Here is a 20,154-nt window from a genome sequence, read left to right as displayed (position 1 = left end):
CCCAATCAACACTGAAAATCCTGTATTCAGTGAGTTAACGGCAATAAATACAAAGTACGTATATTTGAAAATCTCGCTTTAAGCTCTATGTCTGTTTTCAATCAGTCCAGAAGTTATATCATTCGCATCATTTTCCTTTCAGTTTTTATCCTGATCACGCTACAGTTGATGAATCTCCAGCTTTTCAGTAACAAATATGATAAGCTGGCGCAGGATAACGCGGTCTTTCCAAAGATCGTTTATCCGGAAAGGGGTATTATTTACGACCGCAAAGGACGGGCTATCCTGAATAATACCATCATGTTTGATTTAATGGTAACACCAGCAGAAATTAAGAGATTTGATACTGCCGCTTTTTGTAGGCTGATGGAAATTGACACCGCAGAATTCAGGGCCCGCGTGGTGAATGCTATCCTGAAGAATTCGCGGGTAAGGCCTTCCCCGTTTCAGTCCCTTCTGTCACCGCAGTTACAGGCCCGTTTTGAAGAAAATAGCTGGAGGTTTCCGGGCTTTGCCCTGGTAGAGCGGCCGGTACGGACCTACCCTTTTAATGTGGGGGCTCATTTCCTGGGATATATTAACGAAGTTAGCCCGCGTGATATAGAAAATTCCGGTGGATTTTACAGGATGGGTGATTATATAGGCAAAAGTGGTTTGGAAGCTGAATACGAAAAGGTATTGATGGGCCAGCGTGGGGTTCAATATATGATTAAAGACAATAAGAACCGGCTTGTTGCCAGGTACGGGAATGGAGCTTTTGACACGACCGCCATTGCCGGCAGGGGGCTTAAAACATACCTGGATGTGGATCTCCAGGTAATGGCTGAAAAACTGATGGCTAACAAACTGGGGGCCATCGTGGCCATTGACCCAAAAACCGGTGGTATCCTGGCCATGGCATCGGGGCCGCTTTTCAATCCGAACGACCTCACCGGTCCGGAAAAGACCATGAATTTCGGGAAGCTGGCCCTTGATGTAAAGGCGCCCCTGCTAAACCGGGCTATTAAAGGTCAATATCCCCCGGGCTCAACGTTCAAACCGCTGGGTGGTCTGGTTGCACTTGACGAAGGCGTTATTACCCCTGCCTTCGGATTAAGTTGCTTTGGCGGTTATTATCTCTGCGGCAGGAGAGTGGCCTGCACACATTCGGGAGGGGGACATGCCGCGAACCTGAGACTGGCTATTGCAAATTCCTGCAACTCTTATTTTGTACATGTCTACCGGATGGCTGTGGATAATCCGAAAATCGGGAATATGCGCAAAGGCTTCGAAACCTGGGCCGATTACATGCATAAGTTTGGCCTGGGCGTAAAGCTGGGCGTGGACCTGCCCAGTGAAGACAGGGGCAATATTCCTTCCGTAAAAGATTATGATAAAGAATACCGGGGGTCCTGGACTTCCTGCACGAACCTGACACTAGGTATTGGACAGGATAAGATGACCGCCACTCCCTTACAACTTGCCAACGCGATGTGCATCATAGCAAACAAGGGATACTACTACACGCCGCATTTTGTGGACAGCATAGATGGTGAAACGCAGGCGGATACCGCTATTTTGGCGAGGTTCCGGAATAAACACAATGTGCTGACCCACATTTCGGATACCGCTTTCAGAGCGGTTATAAACGGGATGAACGATGTGGTCACCCACGGCACCGCGCGTGTGGCGATGATTCCAGGCATTGATGTTTGCGCAAAGACAGGTACGGCCGAAAACTATACGATCCTGGATCGCCGTCGGATTAAGCTAAAAGATAACTCGATGTTCGTCTGCTTTGCACCAAAGGACAACCCAAAAATCGCGATCGCTGTAGCGGTACAGAATGCTGGTTTCGGTGCAACATGGGGCGGTCCCATAGCCAGGATGCTAATGGAAAAGTATCTCCTCGATAGCCTGACTCCAAAGAGCAAAGCCGATTTTGAAAGAATTTCGAAGGCCAACCTCCTGCCCTCTTATTTTGTGAGGCTCCAGTATTTCACAGATTCTGTCAGGGCTGAACAATGGGCTGACATGACCGGCGACAGCACCCGTTTGAAGAGATACTTAAGAAAATTTCTGCGACCTGCAACAGACAGCAGTACCCGCAAGGTTGCAAAGGTGACATTGCCAGAACCAAGCCCGGCAACGAAAAAAGAAGGAAAAAGAAAATCACCGATAGGGGAAAAAAATATTGCCCTGTTAGACGAGAGGAAATATTTTCGTAAACCTGCTGAAAACATGGACGAAACCGCATGAGCCAACGAAAGTCTGAAATATCCAAAGGCACGGATAGCCTGCTTATTGTTCTTTACTTTGTGCTGGTCACGATCGGGCTCATTGCTATTTTTGGGGTCACTTACAAGCAGGACGACCCGGTACTGCAGAGTTTCTTCAGTTTTAAAACAGATTATAGCCGCCAGTTTTATTATGCGTTGGTGGCGCTGATCATTGGCCTTTTTATTTTGTTGACCGACAGTAAGTTTTTTCCGGCTACTGCCAACTTATGGTATGCTGCCGGAATTTTTCTAATGCTGCTGGTTTTTCCCTTTCATTCGTCTGTTAAAGGAACCGAGTCAATCATCAGGCTCGGCGCATTCCAGTTTCAGCCCGCGGAGTTCTGTAAGATCAGTGTAGCATTAGCGCTGGCGAAATATCTTTCCCAGCCGGAACTGGACTTCAGCAAATCAAGGTCTCAGATCATAGCTGCTGCCATCACCCTGACACCGGCCGTTTTATCGATACTCCAAAAAGAGACTGGGCTTGCCCTGGTTTTCTTTGCTTTTTTCCTGGTCATGTACAGGGAAGGACTCCCTTCTATTTATATTTTCATCGGGTTTGCCACTGCATCACTGGTCGTTGCCACGTTATTGGTCGAGAAGAACCTGTTGGCAATCATTATTTCCCTGTTAACCATCCTGACTATTTTCAATTTCAGAAGAAAAATAAAAAGGGATAAAGGATTATTGGTGAAAATTCTGCTGATCGGTTTGATGTGTGTGGGCATACAACGTTTCGGAGTTCCTTTTCTTTTCAGGGATATACTTGGGAATCACCAGGTGGAAAGGATATACAGCACCATTGGCAGGGATATCCCCGATGATTATCTGAAAGGAGTAAATATTGAAGTGAATGCAAAGACCGGGAAAAAGGATAATACTGCAGATTATAACGTCAAACAATCCAAGATTGCTGTTGGCAGCGGCGGACTTTTCGGCAAGGGTTTATTAAGCGGCACCCAGACGCGTTATGGTTTTGTACCCGAACAGCGTACCGATTTTATATTCGATACGATCGGGGAATCGTTTGGATTTATAGGTAGCATCATTTTGCTGAGTCTGTATGCCATTCTGCTGTTCAGGATCATTAAAATTGCAGAAAGGCAAAGGAGTACATTCAGCAGGTGTTATGCATACGGGGTGGCCGCAGTCTTTTTCTTTCATATAACCATTAATATTTGTATGACAATCGGGCTCGCCCCGGTAATCGGGATACCGCTACCCCTCATCAGTTATGGCGGCACCTCGCTGTTGACCTTTACTGTACTGCTGGCCATTTTGATTAGGCTTGACGCAGACCGGCAGATGATACTTCGCTGATCCGCACCTCACAGAAAGATAGAATTCCGGGCGAATCCGGCAGCCGTGGGAAGCGCTATCTTCGCTTACTTTGCTTAACTTTAGGTCGAAGAATGAAGCGTAATATCCTGGGATACGGAATTTGATACTGATTATCTCGGGGCAGAATAAAATATCAATAGTCTTAATATGAAAACCGGATGGATTTTGATCCTGATTTTTAGTTTGGGTAGTCTGCCTGCAGCAGCACAGAAAAATCCGGACACCCTGGTGATTGATGGCGTTACCATTATCCGCGATAACACGCCAGTTGAAACAACCGGGCCTGAACGGAAGGGCGTTTTTAAGAAACTGAATAGCCAGATTACGCCCAAACCAATCCGCACCGAATACGGCATCCTGGATCTTGGCGTTTCGAATTTCATAGACAGGACCAAATATACATCCGCAAACGCTCAGCAATACGCGCCCGGGAGCAACGCGGAATGGTTTGATATCAGACCCTTCAAATCTAAAAATGTCAATATCTGGTTCTTCAGACAGACCCTAAACCTGATTCAGTACAGTGTAAATTTTCAATACAGCGTAGGTCTTGAACTGAATAACTATTTTTACAACCAACCCATTCGTTACAAAGCGGAACCTTCGGCTGTAGCGGGCGGGCCTACGGTATTTTTCGATCAAACGCCCGATCGCTATTACAGAAAGAATAAGTTGGCGGCTGATTACGTCACCATCCCGCTACTTATAAATGTCAACCTGACGCCTGAACGGTTATACCCTTTTGAGATAGGTGGAGGCATCAGTGTTGGTTACCTGTATTCGTCCAGGAACAAGACCATCACATCCGATGAAGGGAAGAAATTTTCCAAAGACAATTTCAACCTTCGCCACTGGAAACTTTCTTATGTGGGTGAACTGACCCTTGGCGTAGTGACATTTTATGGAACTTACGCGTTCAAAGGAATGTACAAAACCGGTCTCGATATGACTCCCTACACCGCCGGTCTCCGTATCAGGCCGGTAGCAATTTTCGCAAGGATTGAATCGCGCTGACGCCGTGTGGTTTCGGGCTTAAAGATTTAAGTCGATCCTTGAAAACATTTTTTTAGCCCGGTTATGCAAATGACTATTTCTTGTTCAGAAATTCGTAGCTCCGGCTCCTTTCAGCAAGTCCTCACTGCTCCCATCATTTATTCTGAATTCTTTACGACATTTGCAGACATTCAACATTTAATTCAGTGCTATGGCAGATTGGTCGGATCCTGCAAAACATCTATTTTTTATCGGCATCGCAGGGGTGGGGATGAGTGCAATCGCTCAATACCTCAGAGGGGGCGGAATGAGCGTTTCCGGCAGCGACCGGTTTTTTAATGAGGGCAAAGCTGCTGACATCAAGGAAAAACTGGAAGCATTGGGTATAAAATGTTATCTGCAGGATGGACGCGGCATAACTCCCGAAATTGACCTGGTAGTTGCATCCACGGCGATTGAGGATACGGTTCCGGAGATCAGGCGGGCCAAAGAGCTGGGGATTCCAATCCTGAAGAGATCGGAGCTCCTGGCCCGGATCGCTGCCGGAAAAAAGACGATCGCCGTTGGCGGAACCAGTGGAAAAAGCACAACCTCGGCCATGTTGTTTGATATTATGACCTACGCAGGCCTTTCCCCTTCCGTCATTAGCGGGGCAGGTTTGGTGAGCCTCATCAAAAAAGGAAGAATTGGAAATTCCTACGCGGGATCTGGTGAATGGCTCATCATTGAGGCAGATGAAAGTGATGGTTCTATTGTGCAGTATCACCCCGAGATCGGGTTACTGCTGAATATTGATAAAGACCATAAGGAACTGGATGAACTGATGCGAATTTTCGGGGAATTCAGGGATAACAGCCGGATATTTGTCGTAAATCAGTCTAATATTCACGCGCGTGAGTTCTCTAAAAATATAAATATGGATTTTATATCCGAGCCTCCCGAGGGGTCGGTGGCCGGATATGTGGCAAAAGATTTCTTACAGAACGGCTTTGCAATATCCTTTAACATCAGTCAGCAGCCTTTCCGGATGCAGGTAGCCGGCAGGCACAATATGGAAAACGCGCTGGCGGCGACAGCATCTGCTGCGGCCGTAGGCGTGAGCCTACAAACCGCTGCCCGGGCACTGGAATCCTACGAAGGAATTTACCGGAGAGCCCAGGTACTAGGCAAAAAAAATGGCGTTTGGGTGGTGGATGATTTTGCCCATAACCCTGTGAAGTGTGCGGCGGCTATACGATCCTGCCAGCCTGTAGCAGAAAAGGTTGTCGCCTGGTTTCAACCTCACGGATTTGCGCCAACCAGGTTCCTTAAAAATGATTTTATCGATGAAATTGCGCGTGCTCTTCGCCCGCAGGATGAAATCTGGATGAGCGAAATTTTTTATGCAGGAGGTACCACCACAAAAGATATATCAGCCAATGATCTGGTGAAAGGTATCCGTCAGAAAGGGAAAAATGCCTGGTTTGTAGAGGATCGCTCCCATTTCATGGATGAAGTCAGACCGCATCTCACGCGAGACTGTGTCTTATTGATGATGGGCGCAAGGGACCCTTCCCTTGAAGAGTTTGCCAGAGAAACCTTTGAAAAACTATAAACTAAGTGATGGTAGTTGCGCGTCGCTCTTTGCTTTGCCCAGGTACAGCGAAGTGATCATCAGCATTCCATAATAGGAGGGCTCATTGGCGTCATCAACTTCCAGATGGACAGTTGCCAGGGACTCCTGATCCTCCTCATCGATAATTTCAACTTCTTTATGATCATTGTGATACCTAAGGAAAAAACGTTTGTCATCCGTTTCAATAAACTCCTGTTGTCTCTCCTTTATTAGCTTTCCCAGATCAACGCCGTATTCATTTTCAATCACAAGGTCTTTTTTGAACAGACCTTTTTTCCTGTAATGAAACAAACGCTTAGTGCCATCCTCAGTCTCAAGGTAAAGCGTGCCAGGTTTGTTCTTATAGGCAAGGGTTAGCATTTTCTGACCGTTATTCCAAAGCCCGAAAACAGTGTTTCCGAGGGTGGACTTTAAAGTCTTCCACTGCATATTTTAACATTTAGTGTAGCGTGAAGTTCCGTATTTAAACGGGAATTAATTGCTGCTTAACATTAATTTAATATTCAGTTAATAATCAATATAAATGATAACCTATTGATTGTCAATTACATAGAATACTAAAGAAAAAATCCTGTGTGCATAAACACTAGCCGTTTTGCATAGAATGAACCAGGAAAATATAAATCAGCGTCAGGATGATCAGTAAAATCAAAATAGAAAGAACGAGCCACCATTGGGGTTTAAGTACCCATTTTCGCATATCACTCCTTCTTTTTGCCATCTTCCTTTTCAAATCCTTGTCCAGGTTTTGCAAAACCCAGGCGATCCTTTCTTTATCCTTGACTTCCTGAAGCCCTTCCAGGGCTTCGCTGGTAAAGTTGTCGTCTAAAATCCCCGCCTCCAGTTCATGCTGCTCTTCATCGGTCATACGCCCCTGAATATACCTAAGCAGTGCTTCCTGATCGGTATCAGCATGTAAATTGGATAATATATCTTTCAGCTTATCTACCATGGCTCTGATCCCGTTCCTTCATTTTTTTTTCGATATAGATCTTCAGGTTCCTTTTTCCGTTTTGGATATGACTCTTTACCTGAAGTAAATTATATCCGGTAACATCGCATATTTGCTGATAACTCTTTTTCTCCAAATAAAACAAAGTTACGCAGCGTTGTTGTCCGTCATTCAGACTTTCCAGACCCTCCTGTAGCCATTCAACCGGTACTTCCTCCGCTCTATGGCCTTGCTCCGGATTCTCGGCTATCTGATTATTGATCCTGTCATCGACACCTTCATAGTATTTCCCCTTTTTACTCTTCAGTTGAGACAAGCAATGATTCTTAGCCACCATGTAAAGCCAGGACTTGAAATAATCCACCTTGTATTTTCCGAGCTCTCCTATCACTTTGAGGTAGATTTGCTGTACACAGTCCTGTGCTTCTGCCTCATTCTTCAAATATTTCATACACACCCCAAAAACCAAAAGCGTGTAACGTTGCAGGAGCAAACCTAACCAGACACTATTTCCGGTATGTTCATACTTCTGCAGAAGTTCCTGATCACTGATATGACTGTACCGGTCTTTATTCAAGATGTTGAGTGATTTGCCCTTTAATATAAGACTAAAAATTCAACATTTTCCATACTCTTCCTGTGCCGTCAAACCTGCTTCCGCCGGTCTTCAGTTTGATCAATATCAGTACCCTCTCCTACTGAATCTACCACCGCGTCATTTTGCAGCCCCTGTATGGAATTTGTATTTTCCACTTCAACCTGTTCCACCCACACGGCATACTGACTGGGGAAAATATGCATATTATGATGGATTGCATTAACCCGGGTGAAAATAGCGCCGAAGTACAGGATGATCGAAGAATAATAAACCCAAAGCAGTATTACAATCACGTAACCGGCGGCGCCATATACAGAACTCAGGTGACTGTTGCCCAGGTAGTACCCAATCAGAAACTTCCCAAGCATAAACAATACAGCCGTCACAATAGCTCCCGCCGTCACAGCTTTCCATTTGATCTTTGCATCGGGAAGCACTTTAAAAATCAAACCGAAGAGTACCGAGGTAATCAAAAAGGTTAGGGTCAGATTGGAGATATAAGCCAGGTAAACCTGGGTTTGGGGGAGGATGGTTGTTAAGCGGTCAATGATCATATCCATGACGCTGCTGATAATCAGCGAGACCAATAGCAGGAATCCAAGCGTGATAACAATGGAAAACGATAGCAGTCTGTCTATGATTAGTTTCAGCCAGCCCCTGCCCTTTCTGGGTTTCGCTTTCAGACTCCAGATCATGTTGATCGAATCCTGAATTTCAGCAAACACACTTGTGGCTCCAAAAATAAGGGTAGCGAGTCCGACAAAAGTGGAGATTCCCTTTTGGGGAAACAAGGTTGCATTCCTGATGGTTTGCTGGATACGATCTGCGGCTTCGGTGCCCACTAATCCTGAGATTTGCCCATAGATGGATCCCTCTATTGCCTGCCGACCATAAAATATATCGCTGACCCAGATGATCACGATGATGAGTCCGGGTAGCGAAAACACCGTGTAGTAGGCCAGGGCTGCACTCAGTTTAAACACCCGGTTACTGAACAGTTCCCCGAAGGTCTGCCCCAAGATCCTACCTAATTTTTTCCAGGCCATGATCGTATTATTGTAGTTTCTGATTCTGCCGGTGCCTTTCGGCATCCCTGTTATTCTTTTTTTCGAAATTCCGGATCAGTGCTTCTGAAAGATCAACACCGGTCTGGTTTGCCAGGCACACAAGCACCCACAAAATGTCGGCCATTTCATCTCCCAGAACTTCTTTTTGATCTTGCGTCCCACTGAGCTCAGACTTCTTGTATGACTGATCGCCGAATATTCTGGCCATATGACGGGCCAGTTCCCCTACTTCTTCGGTCAGGATCGTCATATTCGTAAGCTCGCTGAAATATCTTACGCCAACGGTTTTTATCCAATGATCCACCCTTTGCTGGGCCTCCTGTATCGTGATTGCATTCATACAATTATCTCTGGGTTATTATTGTCAAAATCCACTCCGGTTCACCGGTTCCTTCCCCATTTGGACTATTCGAAAAGAGCATCAAACATAGACGGTTTGAACGTCATGTGCCGCATTATTCTTTTGCTTTTGAATCAATGATTATGGTGACGGGGCCATCATTCATCAGCCTGACTTCCATATCCGCCCCAAAAACTCCTGTCCTGATATCCTTTCCCAAATCACTTTTCAATTGCCGGATCATTTTTTCATACAGGGGAATCGCAACTTCGGGTTTACTTGCTTTGATATAAGACGGTCTGTTCCCTTTTTTTACTGATGCATGCAGGGTAAACTGGCTTACCAGCAAAATTTGCCCGTCAATATCTCTGACAGATACATTCATCACACCGTTCTCATCGTCAAAAATCCTCATTTGTACAATTTTCTGACTCAGCCACCGGATGTCCTCATCCCCATCGGCGTCCTCGATTCCCAATAATACCAATAATCCCTGCCCGATGGATGAATAAACCGCCCCATCAATGGTAACGGCCGCATCCGCAACTCTTTGTAGAACGGCTCTCATAGGATAAATGTATCATGGAATGAATAATTGACAAAATTTTCTGTAGAGATTTGATGATTCGTTATTTGCAGGAGCGGATTACATAATTTTACGAAATTGCAGGTTAATGCCAACGCAGGGCCAGAACGGCAGCTAACACAAATTTAGTATATGAATACTTTGGATATTTCCGGTGAACTCAAATTTCAAACCGCACGAAGCGGGGGGAGCGGGGGGCAAAACGTAAACAAAGTGGAAACAGCAGTACTCGCCCTTTTTCACATTGAAAGTTCGAAGCTGCTGAACGAAGACCAAAAAAAGTTAGTTACTGAGAAACTTTCAGCGCGGGTCAATGCGGCGGGATTCCTGTTGGTCAAATCACAAATTCACCGGAGCCAGATCAGGAATAAAGAAGAGGTCGTCAGACAGATGAACAAGATTGTAAACCGATCTCTTGCTCAAAAAAAGCCCAGAATAGCTACAAAACCGTCCCGTTCTGGTAAAGAAAAGCGGCTCGAATGGAAAAGAAAGAGATCAGTGATCAAACAATTCCGGCAAAGACCTGATGCCGACTCCTGAAAACCAGAATTATCACTAGCCAGTGTCAATTTATCCTCGTTCAGGTAACCCATTTCCCGTCCGGATCCAGTTGATCCCCACTAACCAGTACCAATTTATCCCTGGTTTTACAATTCTTTTGCACCCGCTTGTAATCAATGCCGTACCCTGACGTTATTTTGGAATTTTCTTTTTCATTCCCGCTACTTGCTGTTGTAGGTCTGACACTATTTCGACCAACTGGCCGACATTCCAATTTTTGGTAACATTCGCCTTTGAAATGACAAACTGAGCTTCCCACATTTCCAACACATCATCGGCGTTAATTGTATAGGGATGAAAACTGGGATTATCACTAACCAGTGTCAATTTATTCCTGGTTTTATAATTCTTTTGCACCCGCTTGTAAACAATGCCGTCATTTCGTGAAACCAGGACACACGCCGCATTATTTTTCAGATACTCCAGGGTTTCAACTTTTTCGCCCACGATAATTGATCCGCTGGGAGTGGGCAACATAGAATCGCCAATAATTTCAAACGCCCGGTAACTTCCACCCGTCACCATTGGCAATGTGAACGTGTTCAGTTCATCAACAAATTCATGGTCCGCATATCCCGCAAGGTAGCCCGCAGCAGCTTTTACCGGGACAAAGGGAATTTCTGTCACCGGCGAATTCAGTTTCAAAGCTCGTCGTTTCGCCAGATAATTCCGGGAGGTCTGACTCAGATCCTCCCGGATGATTTCATCAAATGTTAATTTAAACATGTCGCAGGCGGTTTCAAGCACCTCCAATCTGGGTTCCGCGCGTTGTTCTTCATAGGCTCCTAGCAACGACCGTTTAATCCCCAGTTTTGAAGAAAACTCGAACTGTGTCCAACCCCGGACCTTTCTCAGATACTTAAGATTCTTGCTGGCCAAAGTCATAACTAATATTTTTAGTGCAAAATACTAAAAATATTGTCATTTCAAAAACTTTTTTTTTCATTCTCAAAAAATATCCTACGGAATGAAATGTTTTGAAAAAATACGATGCCTTCTGCGGTCACTCGCGGAATACAGAAGCAGCACCAGTACGGGATTCTGGCGTATTCCGGACAATTCCTGCCGGAAGATCTCATTTTTGTTTTTCGTAGACCAGGTTCTTCAATAACACGTCAATTCTTTTTTTTGATACCAGGTCAGTGAGCGGTATCCCCTTCTGTTTGTCGGTATCCAGCAATGTAACATCGTGATCGTAACCGAGCCGGAAAAACACGCGGTCATCAATGATCCATCCCTGTACGCCGAATTTATAACCCGCGAAGGAAAGTCCGAAGTTGGAAGTTTTCAGATCCTCATCCAGAACGACGTTAACCATGTCGCCATCTTTAAAATTTTTGATTTTTCCTTCAACATGCGCCATTACATATTCTTCGCGGATCGCGACTTCTTGTCTATTCTTGTTTTTTGCGATTTCTTTTTCGATTTCTTCGAGCAGGCGCGGATCATTCTTTACCTCCTGCCCGCCGCCTTCGGATTTCCCGGCCTTCCGGGTACTGAATATATTATATCCAAATTTTGAGTTATACAACTCAGGATATTCAAATAATTCCTTTACCGCAATAATCTTATAGACGTACAGTCCGGTCTCAGGATTCAGTTTCATAGTGAAATAATTCAGCGCCTGTTGTTGTTTTACTGCAGTGACAATATTGCCTATGCCGAAATTATAGGCTGCAATGGCCAACGGCCAATTGGCAGCTCCTACAAACTTGATGAGCATATTGTAATTGTCGCGCATAAGCTGGCAGGCCAGCCTGGTAGCTTTGTCAAAATCCTCCCGGTCATCCTTTCCATCGGTCATAACCAGACCATATCCCCGCCCTGTGGATGGCATGATTTGCCAGATTCCTCGTGCTCCGACTGGTGATTCAGCACTTGTCAGAAACCCGCTTTCCACAATCGGCAGATATTTAAGATCCGGGTGAAGCCCGAACGCGGTCAGGTAGCGGGTCACCAGCGGGAGATAAAGATTCGCCCGCTGTCTGAGGGATGGCAAATTCACCACGCTCACCTGTCGTTTTATTACATTGATCAGCTTATCCTGAATAAACTGCTGATCCATGGGAACCGGCTCACCGCAAAATGAAACCACATGCTGCGCAGTTGCAACTAATGTGACCGCCTGAACGAGCACGGCCAAAAAAATATATCGGAAAAAACTACGCATCTTTTTGAGTAGATTTTCGAAATAGGGTCTGCCAGTCTCTGGGAAAATAGTTGCCGCCGCGCGACCGTATCAGGCTGCAACCGTGAACGCCGGATTCACGGGGAGCCTGCCGCTATTTTCTTTTAACTTTTTGTTTGACGCCATCCTGCTCGGTTTTCATCTTACCTGCTCCTGGATTAATAGATTCCTGAACCTTTGCAAGCTCCTTATTATAGGTTGCGCCGGGAATAACAATGGCTGTCTCTCCCCGGTCCTTTCGCCGTTCATCTACAAAAAGCACCAGACTTTCTTCATTCAGCATATTGGGTGAACGGGTTACGAATACCACATGCTGTACTGACTGAGGTCTGACCAACGGGAAGAACCCAATATAAGTCAGGTAGCTTCCCTTGATGATTTGTTTTGCTTTCTCATTGGCATCGTACCAGTACATATAGGTCCGTCCCATTAAAAAATCTTCTTTAGTGTTGTTTTCGACCCGTAATTTGTAAAAGGTGTGCGCATCCCGGAAAACAATATTTTCCAGGTAAATATTCACCCCTCCGTTGAGAACGGGATCCGATTTAAAATCAAGTTTACCCGGTACATCTGCGTGGATCAGCGAATCCGATATTTGAAAATTCCTTAAAGTATCTCTCTCCACATAAAAATCTGACAGTACCGTTGCGACTTGCTCCCTCGGAAAATTGTACAGATCGATACCTTTGCTGCCATAGCGTTGCCAGAGACCGACCTCCGAGTAGGCTTTCTCCTGCTCCCTTAATTTTTTATCTGCCTCCAGTTTTGCGAGTCTCACAATCATCGCTTTTCTCTCAGCTTCTTTCCGGGCCAGTTCCTCATCCGCCTTCCGCCGCTTTTCATCTTCCATCGCTTTTTGTTTTGCCAGCTTTTCTTCCTGTAAGCGTTGTCGTTCTTCCGCCTGTTGCTGCGCTTTTGTCAATGCCTCGGCATCTGCTTTTTCTTTAAGCTCTTTTAACTTCTTTTCTTCTGACGCTTTGTGCTGCGCCATTTCCTGAGCCGCTTTCCGCTCTTTCTCTTCGGCTGCTTTTCTTGCCTCTGTTTCTTTCTGTGCTGCCAGTTTTACTTGTTTCTCTTTTTCATCAGCTTCCTTTTTCAGGCGCGCCATTTCGGCAATTTCTGCCTGTTGTTTCCGGGCCTCGTTTTCGGCTTTCTCCTTTGAAACTTTGGCAGCAGACTGTTCTTTTACTTCCTCCCGCTTCCTGGATTCTTCAACTTGTTTTTGTCTCTCCGCTTTGGCTGCCTGGCGATCTTCTTCTTCCACACGGGCGCGCTGGACATCGTCCATCTTTGCCCGTTCGTTCAATTGCCTGACAAAAACGCGCAGCTCCTTAAGATCCGAGTGATCATACCAAAGTGGTGGCCTGGTGTCATCATTAATGTTATAGGCGGAATCAAAGATCAGCCGGAACATATGGCTCCTTCCCCCTTCATTGACGAGTAGTCCGGTATTGGGTGCGGCTTGCTTTTCTTTATTAAACTGGATAGATATTGATTTTTCCTCGCGACGTTTGGGTATATAATAATCGTTGGCTTCATTGTCGGAAAAATTTATATTCATCACCCGGTCGGGAAAGTTTATGATGGTAATACTTTCCTTCCCAACCGTTATTCTTTCACCGTTGATATTCTGACCGCCTGCGGGCTCTTGAAAAAAAACGGCGGTGAGGGCGATCATTCCTGTCAGCCAGTGTTCAGGGAAAGAAATACGCATAGGTGTCTGTTTAGTGTTGAAGTAAACCTTTTTCTTCCAGGTCAACCGGGATGGGTAGGGGCCGGTAATTTCAGCGACCCCTTCCTGTAAATTCAGCGATTTCTCCTGTCAGTTATTACTGCTGATCGTACTTGGTATCCCATTCATTACCATCGTCTCCTTTCTGGCCTTCCATTTTGATCATGAAGTTCTTAGCCGGAAAATACGGTTTCATGTGGATGTCGAGGTGGATCCTGTCTTTCTGCACCGGATCCTGCTCAAAGCGCCTGATGCTGAAATCTTCGATCAGTTTGTTAGGACCCGTGATGCCATCGAGGAACTTCACGATCTGGCTCATCAGATCTTTTCGCGTATTGGCATTGAAATTCTCAAATGCTCTCCTGTTCAGGAAATCCATCAGCACTTTGGTCACGTAGTCAAACACGCGCACAACGGAATAGGTCTGGAGGCCGAGGTTGTCACCGTTGAACAAGGTTTTCGCAGAAAATGCCATTACTTTCCCGTATTCATTTACCATCGGCACGAGGCCCATCTTTTCGAGATTCGCGATCTCGCTCTTTTTGAGTTCGAATTTCACGCCATCCACCTCGTTCATGCTACCGAATTTTTTACCGGCTGTAACCTGGCTCATGAGAGTATTGTAGATCTTTCCTGCCAGCGCGCCTGACGGTGGCACGTAGAGGTCCTCTTCCTCGTTCAGTTCCCCGTACCTGCCGCGGCCCACCAACCAGTTACAAGACATCATTACATTGGAGCGGTACTTATCGCCTCCGGTAAGATTGGCGAGCTCAAACATTTCCATCACATCATCGGGTGCATCCAGGTGCTCAAAATCAGTGACCATCATCACTTTGTTGTCGTGCGCCATCTTCGCCCATTTTTCCACAACTTTATTAGAACCCAGGTACCCGGGAATTATAAGGATGGAATAATTGGTTCGCAGATCCAGGCGGTCAAAATTCTTTTTGAGCTCTTCGTTGATGTAATCAATGAACCGGGTATTGTCCAGGTCTTTGAGCTGATCCGGTTCACAGTTGATGAAAGATACGTTCTTGACCTTGTCTCCTTCCGTGTTTTTGAAGAACAGAGCCACATTCCGGTAGGAACGTTCCAGATCGCGGGTTTCTTCGAGGGCTTTAGACAAATTCTTCTCCAGTACTTGCTGACATTCCTCCGCTTTCTGTTCACTGTGGGTCACCATTTCAGAGATTTCGCTCGAAGAAGCAAGTACATCAGCCCATATCTCAAGTGTTCTCAGCAATTGCTTCCTTTCACCTTTTTTTTGGGATTCAGAAAGAAAGATATTTCGCCGGGCTTTTCGCTCGGGATTCAGATTCTGCGCTCCATCGATAGATGACTCGATAAGATCAAAGCCTCCGAACTTTGCTAGTTTGTCTGACTGGATCTTCAGATGCTCCAATGGATTTGCAATTCGCTGTGCTTCTCTCTCCAAAGGCGCCTCCGGTCGGGTTTGTTGTTGCAATTCGTCGCTCATATTATACATTATTTAGTTGTGAAATAAAAATTGGTTTTAAAATACTGTCTGCATATTTCCTGCGATTCGTCGAAATCTTCACGCTGTAATCGGCCCGATTTCATTTCGTGGAAGTCACCGGGTGGCGTAGAAATATTATTTATTTAATTTCTCAACAGCCACTGGATAAACAACGACAGACGGAGAGCGGTCGGATCCTAGGTGAACGGGATAGCCCCGTTAATCCGGAATAAATGAACTTACCTCACCTGCCGGTTGTGAGCCCGAACTCTTGGGCGAAGCTCCGCCACCGCCACCGCTGCTGGAAAAATTATTCCACTGTACTTCCCAGGTAGCATTATCACTAACCTGGATCCACCGGGCCGATAATCCCAGGTGAATTAACATCGGGTTGTCATTGCTGAAGTCGAAAACCTCCCGGTAATGCACACAAACGGCATCCTTAAAAGTGACACGTTTCATCTCTGATTCTGAATCACGCCGGTTGAAGACGAGGTATCCTTCCTTTTTCATGGTATGGTTGAGCATCCACTGGATGAAGACATCCGACTTGGTCGTTTCAACCACTAACGAGAGCTTTGTGGCCCTTGGGGCGGCAACCGGCTCTCCATACTGACCGGTAGGTTGAATAAATTCCATCTCAAACTGAAGTACCCTGTAACTCTTTGAATCCAGGCTTAATTTTGCGGAAAAAGACATAACCTGCGTTTTAAGGATTATTCTGCAATTCCGTGATCATACCCTGAATGGCATTCAGCAGCGCCTGCTTGGCATCAGGATCCGCCAGTGCCGACTTCAGGATCTTGTTTGACTTCAACTGCTTAATGATCTTCAGGAATTCGTCTTTCTGGGTTGCGTTACTTTTCAAAAACTCACTTTGGTTAATAATCCCTTTTACACCAAAATCACCGAGACCGACGAATGACAGGCTCTCTTTGAATCCAACTCCGTGAGCATCTTCAAAGTCCATACTGATCTCGGGTTTAAAATGTTCAAAGACCTGGTCAATCGTTTGCAGGCCGTGTACCACATCAGGCTTTACGGGTGCATCGCGGGTCAATTTCTCGGCCATCAGGGTCCTGTTCTGTGGGATGTCCGCAAACGCTTCGGAGGCATCGGTCTTCACCTCTGTACCGCCAATACCATAACTGTCTGTCATCTTTGTAAGTTTTAGGATCCTTATTTATCACTACTAAGCGATTTTATAGGATCAGTTAATATATATTGTTTTAATACATGTTATCATTGATCCAGCACAACCAGTTCGGGAACGCCGGTGGGAATAACCCTGATCGTGGTTCCGCTACCCTCGTCCCATTGCACCTCCACCGTATCACCGATCTTAATTTCTTCCTTCACGATCATCCGGCTAAGCGGTTTCCGCAGTTCGGTCCGGATAACTCCTTTCAAAGGTCTGACCCCATACTTGGGCGTGAATCCCAGCAATGAAAGATGATCGGCTGCTCCGGCGCTCACCTGCAGTGAAATTCCTTTTTGCTCCAGTTGCTTTACCAGTGGTTTAAGATGGATATTAAAAATATTCAGGACATTTTCTTTGCTAATAGGCGCAAACGGAATTATTTCGGTGATCCTGGCCAGGAATTCGGGTCTGAAATATCTTCCCATGATCTCCATTAGTTCATCTGACCGCGGGATCTTTCCTTCTCCGAAACTATTGATGATCTGTTCGGATCCGATATTGGAAGTGAACAGGATAACGGCCTGGGAAAAGTCGCCTTCTTTTCCCAGGCGGTCGTGCATCTTCCCTTCATCCAGAATCTGCAGAAAGATGTCAAATACGGAGGGATGCGCTTTTTCGATTTCATCAAACAAAACGATGGCATAAGGTTGCTCCCGGATCTTATTGACCAGCATGCCTCCTTCTTCGTAACCCACATAGCCCGGAGGCGCTCCATATAGTAGTGCAGCCGAATGTTCTTCCTTAAACTCACTCATATCAAAACGAATGATCGAATCTTCATCCTGGAACAGGAATTCGGCAAGCGTTTTTGCCAGCTCAGTCTTTCCGGTTCCGGTCGGCCCCAGAAAAAAGAAGGAAGCTATCGGCTGCCCGGCTTTATTCAATCCGGAACGGGATTCCAGAATGGCATCCGACACGGTTTTGAGGGCATGATCCTGGCCAATTACACGCTGGCGAAGGTGACCTTCCATGTTCACCAGCCGCTGTTGTTCTTTGGTCTGGATCTTTCCGATGGGAATCCCTGTGATATTGGCCACTACGGCACTTAGGTCTGTCCCGTCAATCGCCTGCTTTTCATTCCGGCTGATATCCAGCAAACCGGTGAGCAGGTGTTTCAGATACTCAAACATTTCTGTGCGGTCGGAGATCTTTGCAAATTCTTTTTCTTCATTATGCCGGGCGAGCAACACGGGACTCAGACTGCTCTGCGTCTCATAATAAAGCCATCGAAGCTTGTCCTCCTCTTTCTCAGACTCCATTTCCGCCAGCTTCTGGCTGAGGTTCTCCACGTCCGTTATTGATGTGTCCGCCATCATCCTGGTGACAGCCAGCGTTCTGTCCAGCAGATCCAGCGCTGCATCAGGCAGCCTCCTTTCTTTCACAAATCTTTTAGCCAGCCTGACGGCCTGCGGGTACACATCTTCTCCAATTTGAAGATGATGATGTTCGAAATATTTTTCAGCCTGATTCCGCAGCATCTTTTCCGCCATCGCCGCATCGGGCTCACTCAACTTCAACATTTCAAAACGCCTGCCGAAGGTGGGATCTTTCTCAATGCTTTTACGATATTCATCGATTGTTGTGGTAGCGACAACAGTCAGTATACCTTTCGCCAATTCTCCTTTCAGTATTCCCGACGCTCCGCCATTCGGATTATTCTTGTCGATCAGCGTGTGAATCTCATCAATAAAAAGTACGGGCTTGGTGAGGGTGGATAACTCTTTGATGACTTTTCGAAGCCTGTCTTCCACTTCTCCTTTATAAGCTGCACCGGCAATGAGGGCCCCATTATCCAGTTCATAGATCGCCAGATCTTTCAGATGCTGAGGTACCCTGCCAAGGGCAACAGCCAGGGCAAAACCTTCAAGCAGTGCTGACTTTCCCACGCCGGGTTCGCCGGTTATCATCACATTCGACTTATTCCTCCGGCTGATAATTTCGCAGATCTGCCGGATTTCCTTGTCGCGGCCGATAATCTCAGTACCTCCATCTTTCGCAGCTTCTGCACGCTTATCGGTACAATATTGCTTAATAGCTTCGGCAGAAACTTTCCCAAGTGTTGCGGTCCGGGACGTGGCTTCCTCCGCGCCCCCTGTATCAGAAGTCTGAAGCAAGGCACCGGAAGTAAACCACTCTGTCACCTGAGCTGCGGAAAAAGGGAATGTCTTTAGTTGCTCATAGGAAAAAGCTACACCGGGCGTAGCCGCCGCTGCCAAAATACACTCGGGTTCGATGGCATGATAACCCAGCCTGGTCTGAATGTGTTCAGCTTCATTGAAGAGCGCATCACAAGCAGTATCCGGTGAAGGTTCGGCGGCGGGTCTTGAGCTCTTAGGATACTGTTCCAGTCTGATCTCCGCCCATTCCTCCATGTAGTAGATATCTCCCCCATTTCGCTCCACAGTTTTTAACACGGGCAGATCCTTGTGCATGAGAGCCTTCAATAAATGAGGCGCACCATAGGTACCTTGGTTATATTCTCTTGCCAACTGCCGGGCGATATGAATCACCTGTTTTGAAGGATCGGAGAAAGTAAATTGAGTCGATTCCATATCAGAATAATTTTAATACTTAATTTCGGACCCAATCGGGCAGGTAAACGGATGGCATGGCCACTGTTGTTTCACCCCTGGTAATATATTCGGCCGCCCCCGAACTTTTCAACCTCTCCATGGCTTCATGAATACATTTAGTAGGTCTCGATTCTAGCGGATGCCAGGTGTAAGGATCCCTTATACCCACTTGCACATTGATCATGAATACGCTACCTCTTTTTAAAGATCTCAGGAAATACAGCCGCTCATCGGTCTCCCTGTTGTCGTAAGGATTGTAGTCACCCGCCAACGACCAGGTGACTTCATCTATATTTCCATTCGCATTCAGCCAGTCATCCGAATCGTAATCCTGTTGCCGGATTGGTGGCTCACCGCCATCATCAACACCCTTTCCAACGATTCTGCCTGAGTCTGCCCTTGGGTTTTGTCGCAACTGAGCTCCAATCAGCGTAAAAACCCGGGAGCGAATCTTCGGATTGGCATTTAGCAGGGACCTGACATCTTCGGGATAAACAGAACCATTCCCGTACCGGTAATGATGTAAATGCCGCCGCGCATTTGGCTGATAGGAGATCCAGTCCCAGTAATTCATGATCTGGTTATACACCTGTTCATCTGTCGCTGCCGTACAGATCGCCTTTGCCTGAAGCCATCCCAACAAAAATCCGTCATCTGCCATATTATATCGTC

The 20,154-nt window shown here is 46.1% G+C and carries 19 protein-coding genes; 5 read left to right on the top strand and 14 right to left on the bottom strand.

Features of this window, described 5'->3' with window-relative positions:
* The first annotated feature begins 87 nt into the window (after positions 1-87).
* The 4 genes from mrdA (at position 88) to AC3WS5_RS04675 (ending at position 6,186) form a co-directional block, all read left to right on the top strand.
* Positions 88-2,238, top strand: coding sequence for a penicillin-binding protein 2 (gene mrdA / locus AC3WS5_RS04690; protein ID WP_492466094.1), 2,151 nt, complete (start codon positions 88-90; stop codon positions 2,236-2,238).
* Positions 2,235-3,578 carry a rod shape-determining protein RodA gene (rodA, locus tag AC3WS5_RS04685; RefSeq protein ID WP_492466093.1) on the top strand — a complete coding sequence of 448 codons (1,344 nt, stop codon included), beginning with the start codon at positions 2,235-2,237 and terminating at the stop codon, positions 3,576-3,578. The genes mrdA and rodA overlap by 4 nt, the downstream gene beginning before the upstream one ends.
* A gap of 168 nt (positions 3,579-3,746) precedes the next feature.
* Entirely contained in the window at positions 3,747-4,613 is an 867-nt protein-coding gene (locus tag AC3WS5_RS04680; protein WP_492466092.1) for an outer membrane beta-barrel protein, read from the top strand.
* Positions 4,614-4,803: 190 nt separating this feature from the next.
* Positions 4,804-6,186 carry a UDP-N-acetylmuramate--L-alanine ligase gene (locus AC3WS5_RS04675; RefSeq protein WP_492466091.1) on the top strand — a complete coding sequence of 461 codons (1,383 nt, stop codon included), beginning with the start codon at positions 4,804-4,806 and terminating at the stop codon, positions 6,184-6,186.
* Here the strand turns inward: AC3WS5_RS04675 and AC3WS5_RS04670 are convergent.
* The 6 genes from AC3WS5_RS04670 to dtd all read right to left on the bottom strand — a co-directional run bounded on the left by AC3WS5_RS04670 (position 6,181) and on the right by dtd (position 9,732).
* A complete protein-coding gene (locus AC3WS5_RS04670) occupies positions 6,181-6,636 on the bottom strand; it encodes a hypothetical protein (protein WP_492466090.1) in 456 nt (151 codons plus the stop codon). The genes AC3WS5_RS04675 and AC3WS5_RS04670 overlap by 6 nt on opposite strands.
* 157 nt (positions 6,637-6,793) lie before the next feature.
* Complete coding sequence (locus AC3WS5_RS04665; RefSeq protein ID WP_492466089.1) at positions 6,794-7,159, bottom strand: hypothetical protein; 366 nt, start codon at positions 7,157-7,159, stop codon at positions 6,794-6,796.
* A complete protein-coding gene (locus AC3WS5_RS04660; protein ID WP_492466088.1) occupies positions 7,149-7,736 on the bottom strand; it encodes an RNA polymerase sigma factor in 588 nt (195 codons plus the stop codon). The genes AC3WS5_RS04665 and AC3WS5_RS04660 overlap by 11 nt, the downstream gene beginning before the upstream one ends.
* Before the next feature lie 68 nt (positions 7,737-7,804).
* Entirely contained in the window at positions 7,805-8,848 is a 1,044-nt protein-coding gene (locus AC3WS5_RS04655; RefSeq protein ID WP_492466087.1) for a YihY/virulence factor BrkB family protein, read from the bottom strand.
* On the bottom strand, positions 8,811-9,164 hold the full coding sequence (locus tag AC3WS5_RS04650; RefSeq protein ID WP_492466086.1) for a nucleotide pyrophosphohydrolase: 354 nt from the start codon (positions 9,162-9,164) through the stop codon (positions 8,811-8,813). Before AC3WS5_RS04650 ends, AC3WS5_RS04655 begins: the two co-directional genes overlap by 38 nt.
* A 115-nt stretch (positions 9,165-9,279) precedes the next feature.
* Entirely contained in the window at positions 9,280-9,732 is a 453-nt protein-coding gene (dtd, locus tag AC3WS5_RS04645) for a D-aminoacyl-tRNA deacylase (protein WP_492466085.1), read from the bottom strand.
* Positions 9,733-9,882: 150 nt separating this feature from the next.
* Between dtd and arfB the strand changes: the two genes are divergently transcribed.
* A complete protein-coding gene (gene arfB / locus AC3WS5_RS04640; protein WP_492466084.1) occupies positions 9,883-10,290 on the top strand; it encodes an alternative ribosome rescue aminoacyl-tRNA hydrolase ArfB in 408 nt (135 codons plus the stop codon).
* 153 nt (positions 10,291-10,443) lie between these two features.
* Here arfB and AC3WS5_RS04635 read toward each other — a convergent pair whose 3' ends face one another.
* From AC3WS5_RS04635 to AC3WS5_RS04600, 8 genes are all read right to left on the bottom strand, one after another.
* Positions 10,444-11,196 (bottom strand): XRE family transcriptional regulator, encoded by a 753-nt coding sequence (locus AC3WS5_RS04635; RefSeq protein ID WP_492466083.1) that lies wholly within the window; start codon positions 11,194-11,196, stop codon positions 10,444-10,446.
* 190 nt (positions 11,197-11,386) lie between these two features.
* The gene (locus AC3WS5_RS04630; RefSeq protein ID WP_492466082.1) at positions 11,387-12,481 is read right to left on the bottom strand and encodes a lytic transglycosylase domain-containing protein; all 1,095 of its coding nucleotides are present in this window, start codon (positions 12,479-12,481) and stop codon (positions 11,387-11,389) included.
* 112 nt (positions 12,482-12,593) lie between these two features.
* Positions 12,594-14,213 (bottom strand): cell envelope integrity TolA family protein, encoded by a 1,620-nt coding sequence (locus AC3WS5_RS04625; RefSeq protein WP_492466081.1) that lies wholly within the window; start codon positions 14,211-14,213, stop codon positions 12,594-12,596.
* Positions 14,214-14,328: 115 nt separating this feature from the next.
* Entirely contained in the window at positions 14,329-15,708 is a 1,380-nt protein-coding gene (locus AC3WS5_RS04620) for a DUF5458 family protein (protein ID WP_492466080.1), read from the bottom strand.
* A gap of 219 nt (positions 15,709-15,927) precedes the next feature.
* Positions 15,928-16,407 (bottom strand): type VI secretion system tube protein TssD, encoded by a 480-nt coding sequence (gene tssD / locus AC3WS5_RS04615; protein ID WP_492466079.1) that lies wholly within the window; start codon positions 16,405-16,407, stop codon positions 15,928-15,930.
* 10 nt (positions 16,408-16,417) lie between these two features.
* Positions 16,418-16,867, bottom strand: a complete 450-nt coding sequence (locus AC3WS5_RS04610) for a hypothetical protein (RefSeq protein WP_492466078.1) — start codon at positions 16,865-16,867, stop codon at positions 16,418-16,420.
* 83 nt (positions 16,868-16,950) lie between these two features.
* Positions 16,951-19,461 (bottom strand): ATP-dependent Clp protease ATP-binding subunit, encoded by a 2,511-nt coding sequence (locus tag AC3WS5_RS04605; RefSeq protein ID WP_492466077.1) that lies wholly within the window; start codon positions 19,459-19,461, stop codon positions 16,951-16,953.
* A 19-nt stretch (positions 19,462-19,480) separates the two neighbouring features.
* Positions 19,481-20,143 (bottom strand): hypothetical protein, encoded by a 663-nt coding sequence (locus tag AC3WS5_RS04600; RefSeq protein WP_492466076.1) that lies wholly within the window; start codon positions 20,141-20,143, stop codon positions 19,481-19,483.
* Between the last annotated feature and the right edge of the window lie 11 nt (positions 20,144-20,154).

The sequence above is a fragment of the Niabella sp. CPT15-335-S11 genome (assembly GCF_058792415.1).
Note: the sequence above shows the minus strand (reverse complement) of the source record. Positions and strands in the feature narration are given on the sequence as shown.

Coding starts and splice junctions, on each gene's coding strand:
- AC3WS5_RS04610 (WP_492466078.1), bottom strand. CDS start 16,867: ATGACAGACAGTTATGGTATTGGCGGTACAGAGGTGAAGACCGATGCC.
- tssD (WP_492466079.1), bottom strand. CDS start 16,407: ATGTCTTTTTCCGCAAAATTAAGCCTGGATTCAAAGAGTTACAGGGTA.
- AC3WS5_RS04600 (WP_492466076.1), bottom strand. CDS start 20,143: ATGGCAGATGACGGATTTTTGTTGGGATGGCTTCAGGCAAAGGCGATC.
- AC3WS5_RS04625 (WP_492466081.1), bottom strand. CDS start 14,213: ATGCGTATTTCTTTCCCTGAACACTGGCTGACAGGAATGATCGCCCTC.
- AC3WS5_RS04635 (WP_492466083.1), bottom strand. CDS start 11,196: ATGACTTTGGCCAGCAAGAATCTTAAGTATCTGAGAAAGGTCCGGGGT.
- AC3WS5_RS04620 (WP_492466080.1), bottom strand. CDS start 15,708: ATGAGCGACGAATTGCAACAACAAACCCGACCGGAGGCGCCTTTGGAG.
- AC3WS5_RS04655 (WP_492466087.1), bottom strand. CDS start 8,848: ATGCCGAAAGGCACCGGCAGAATCAGAAACTACAATAATACGATCATG.
- AC3WS5_RS04650 (WP_492466086.1), bottom strand. CDS start 9,164: ATGAATGCAATCACGATACAGGAGGCCCAGCAAAGGGTGGATCATTGG.
- mrdA (WP_492466094.1), top strand. CDS start 88: ATGTCTGTTTTCAATCAGTCCAGAAGTTATATCATTCGCATCATTTTC.
- AC3WS5_RS04670 (WP_492466090.1), bottom strand. CDS start 6,636: ATGCAGTGGAAGACTTTAAAGTCCACCCTCGGAAACACTGTTTTCGGG.
- AC3WS5_RS04605 (WP_492466077.1), bottom strand. CDS start 19,461: ATGGAATCGACTCAATTTACTTTCTCCGATCCTTCAAAACAGGTGATT.
- AC3WS5_RS04630 (WP_492466082.1), bottom strand. CDS start 12,481: ATGCGTAGTTTTTTCCGATATATTTTTTTGGCCGTGCTCGTTCAGGCG.
- arfB (WP_492466084.1), top strand. CDS start 9,883: ATGAATACTTTGGATATTTCCGGTGAACTCAAATTTCAAACCGCACGA.
- rodA (WP_492466093.1), top strand. CDS start 2,235: ATGAGCCAACGAAAGTCTGAAATATCCAAAGGCACGGATAGCCTGCTT.
- AC3WS5_RS04680 (WP_492466092.1), top strand. CDS start 3,747: ATGAAAACCGGATGGATTTTGATCCTGATTTTTAGTTTGGGTAGTCTG.
- AC3WS5_RS04675 (WP_492466091.1), top strand. CDS start 4,804: ATGGCAGATTGGTCGGATCCTGCAAAACATCTATTTTTTATCGGCATC.
- dtd (WP_492466085.1), bottom strand. CDS start 9,732: ATGAGAGCCGTTCTACAAAGAGTTGCGGATGCGGCCGTTACCATTGAT.
- AC3WS5_RS04665 (WP_492466089.1), bottom strand. CDS start 7,159: ATGGTAGATAAGCTGAAAGATATATTATCCAATTTACATGCTGATACC.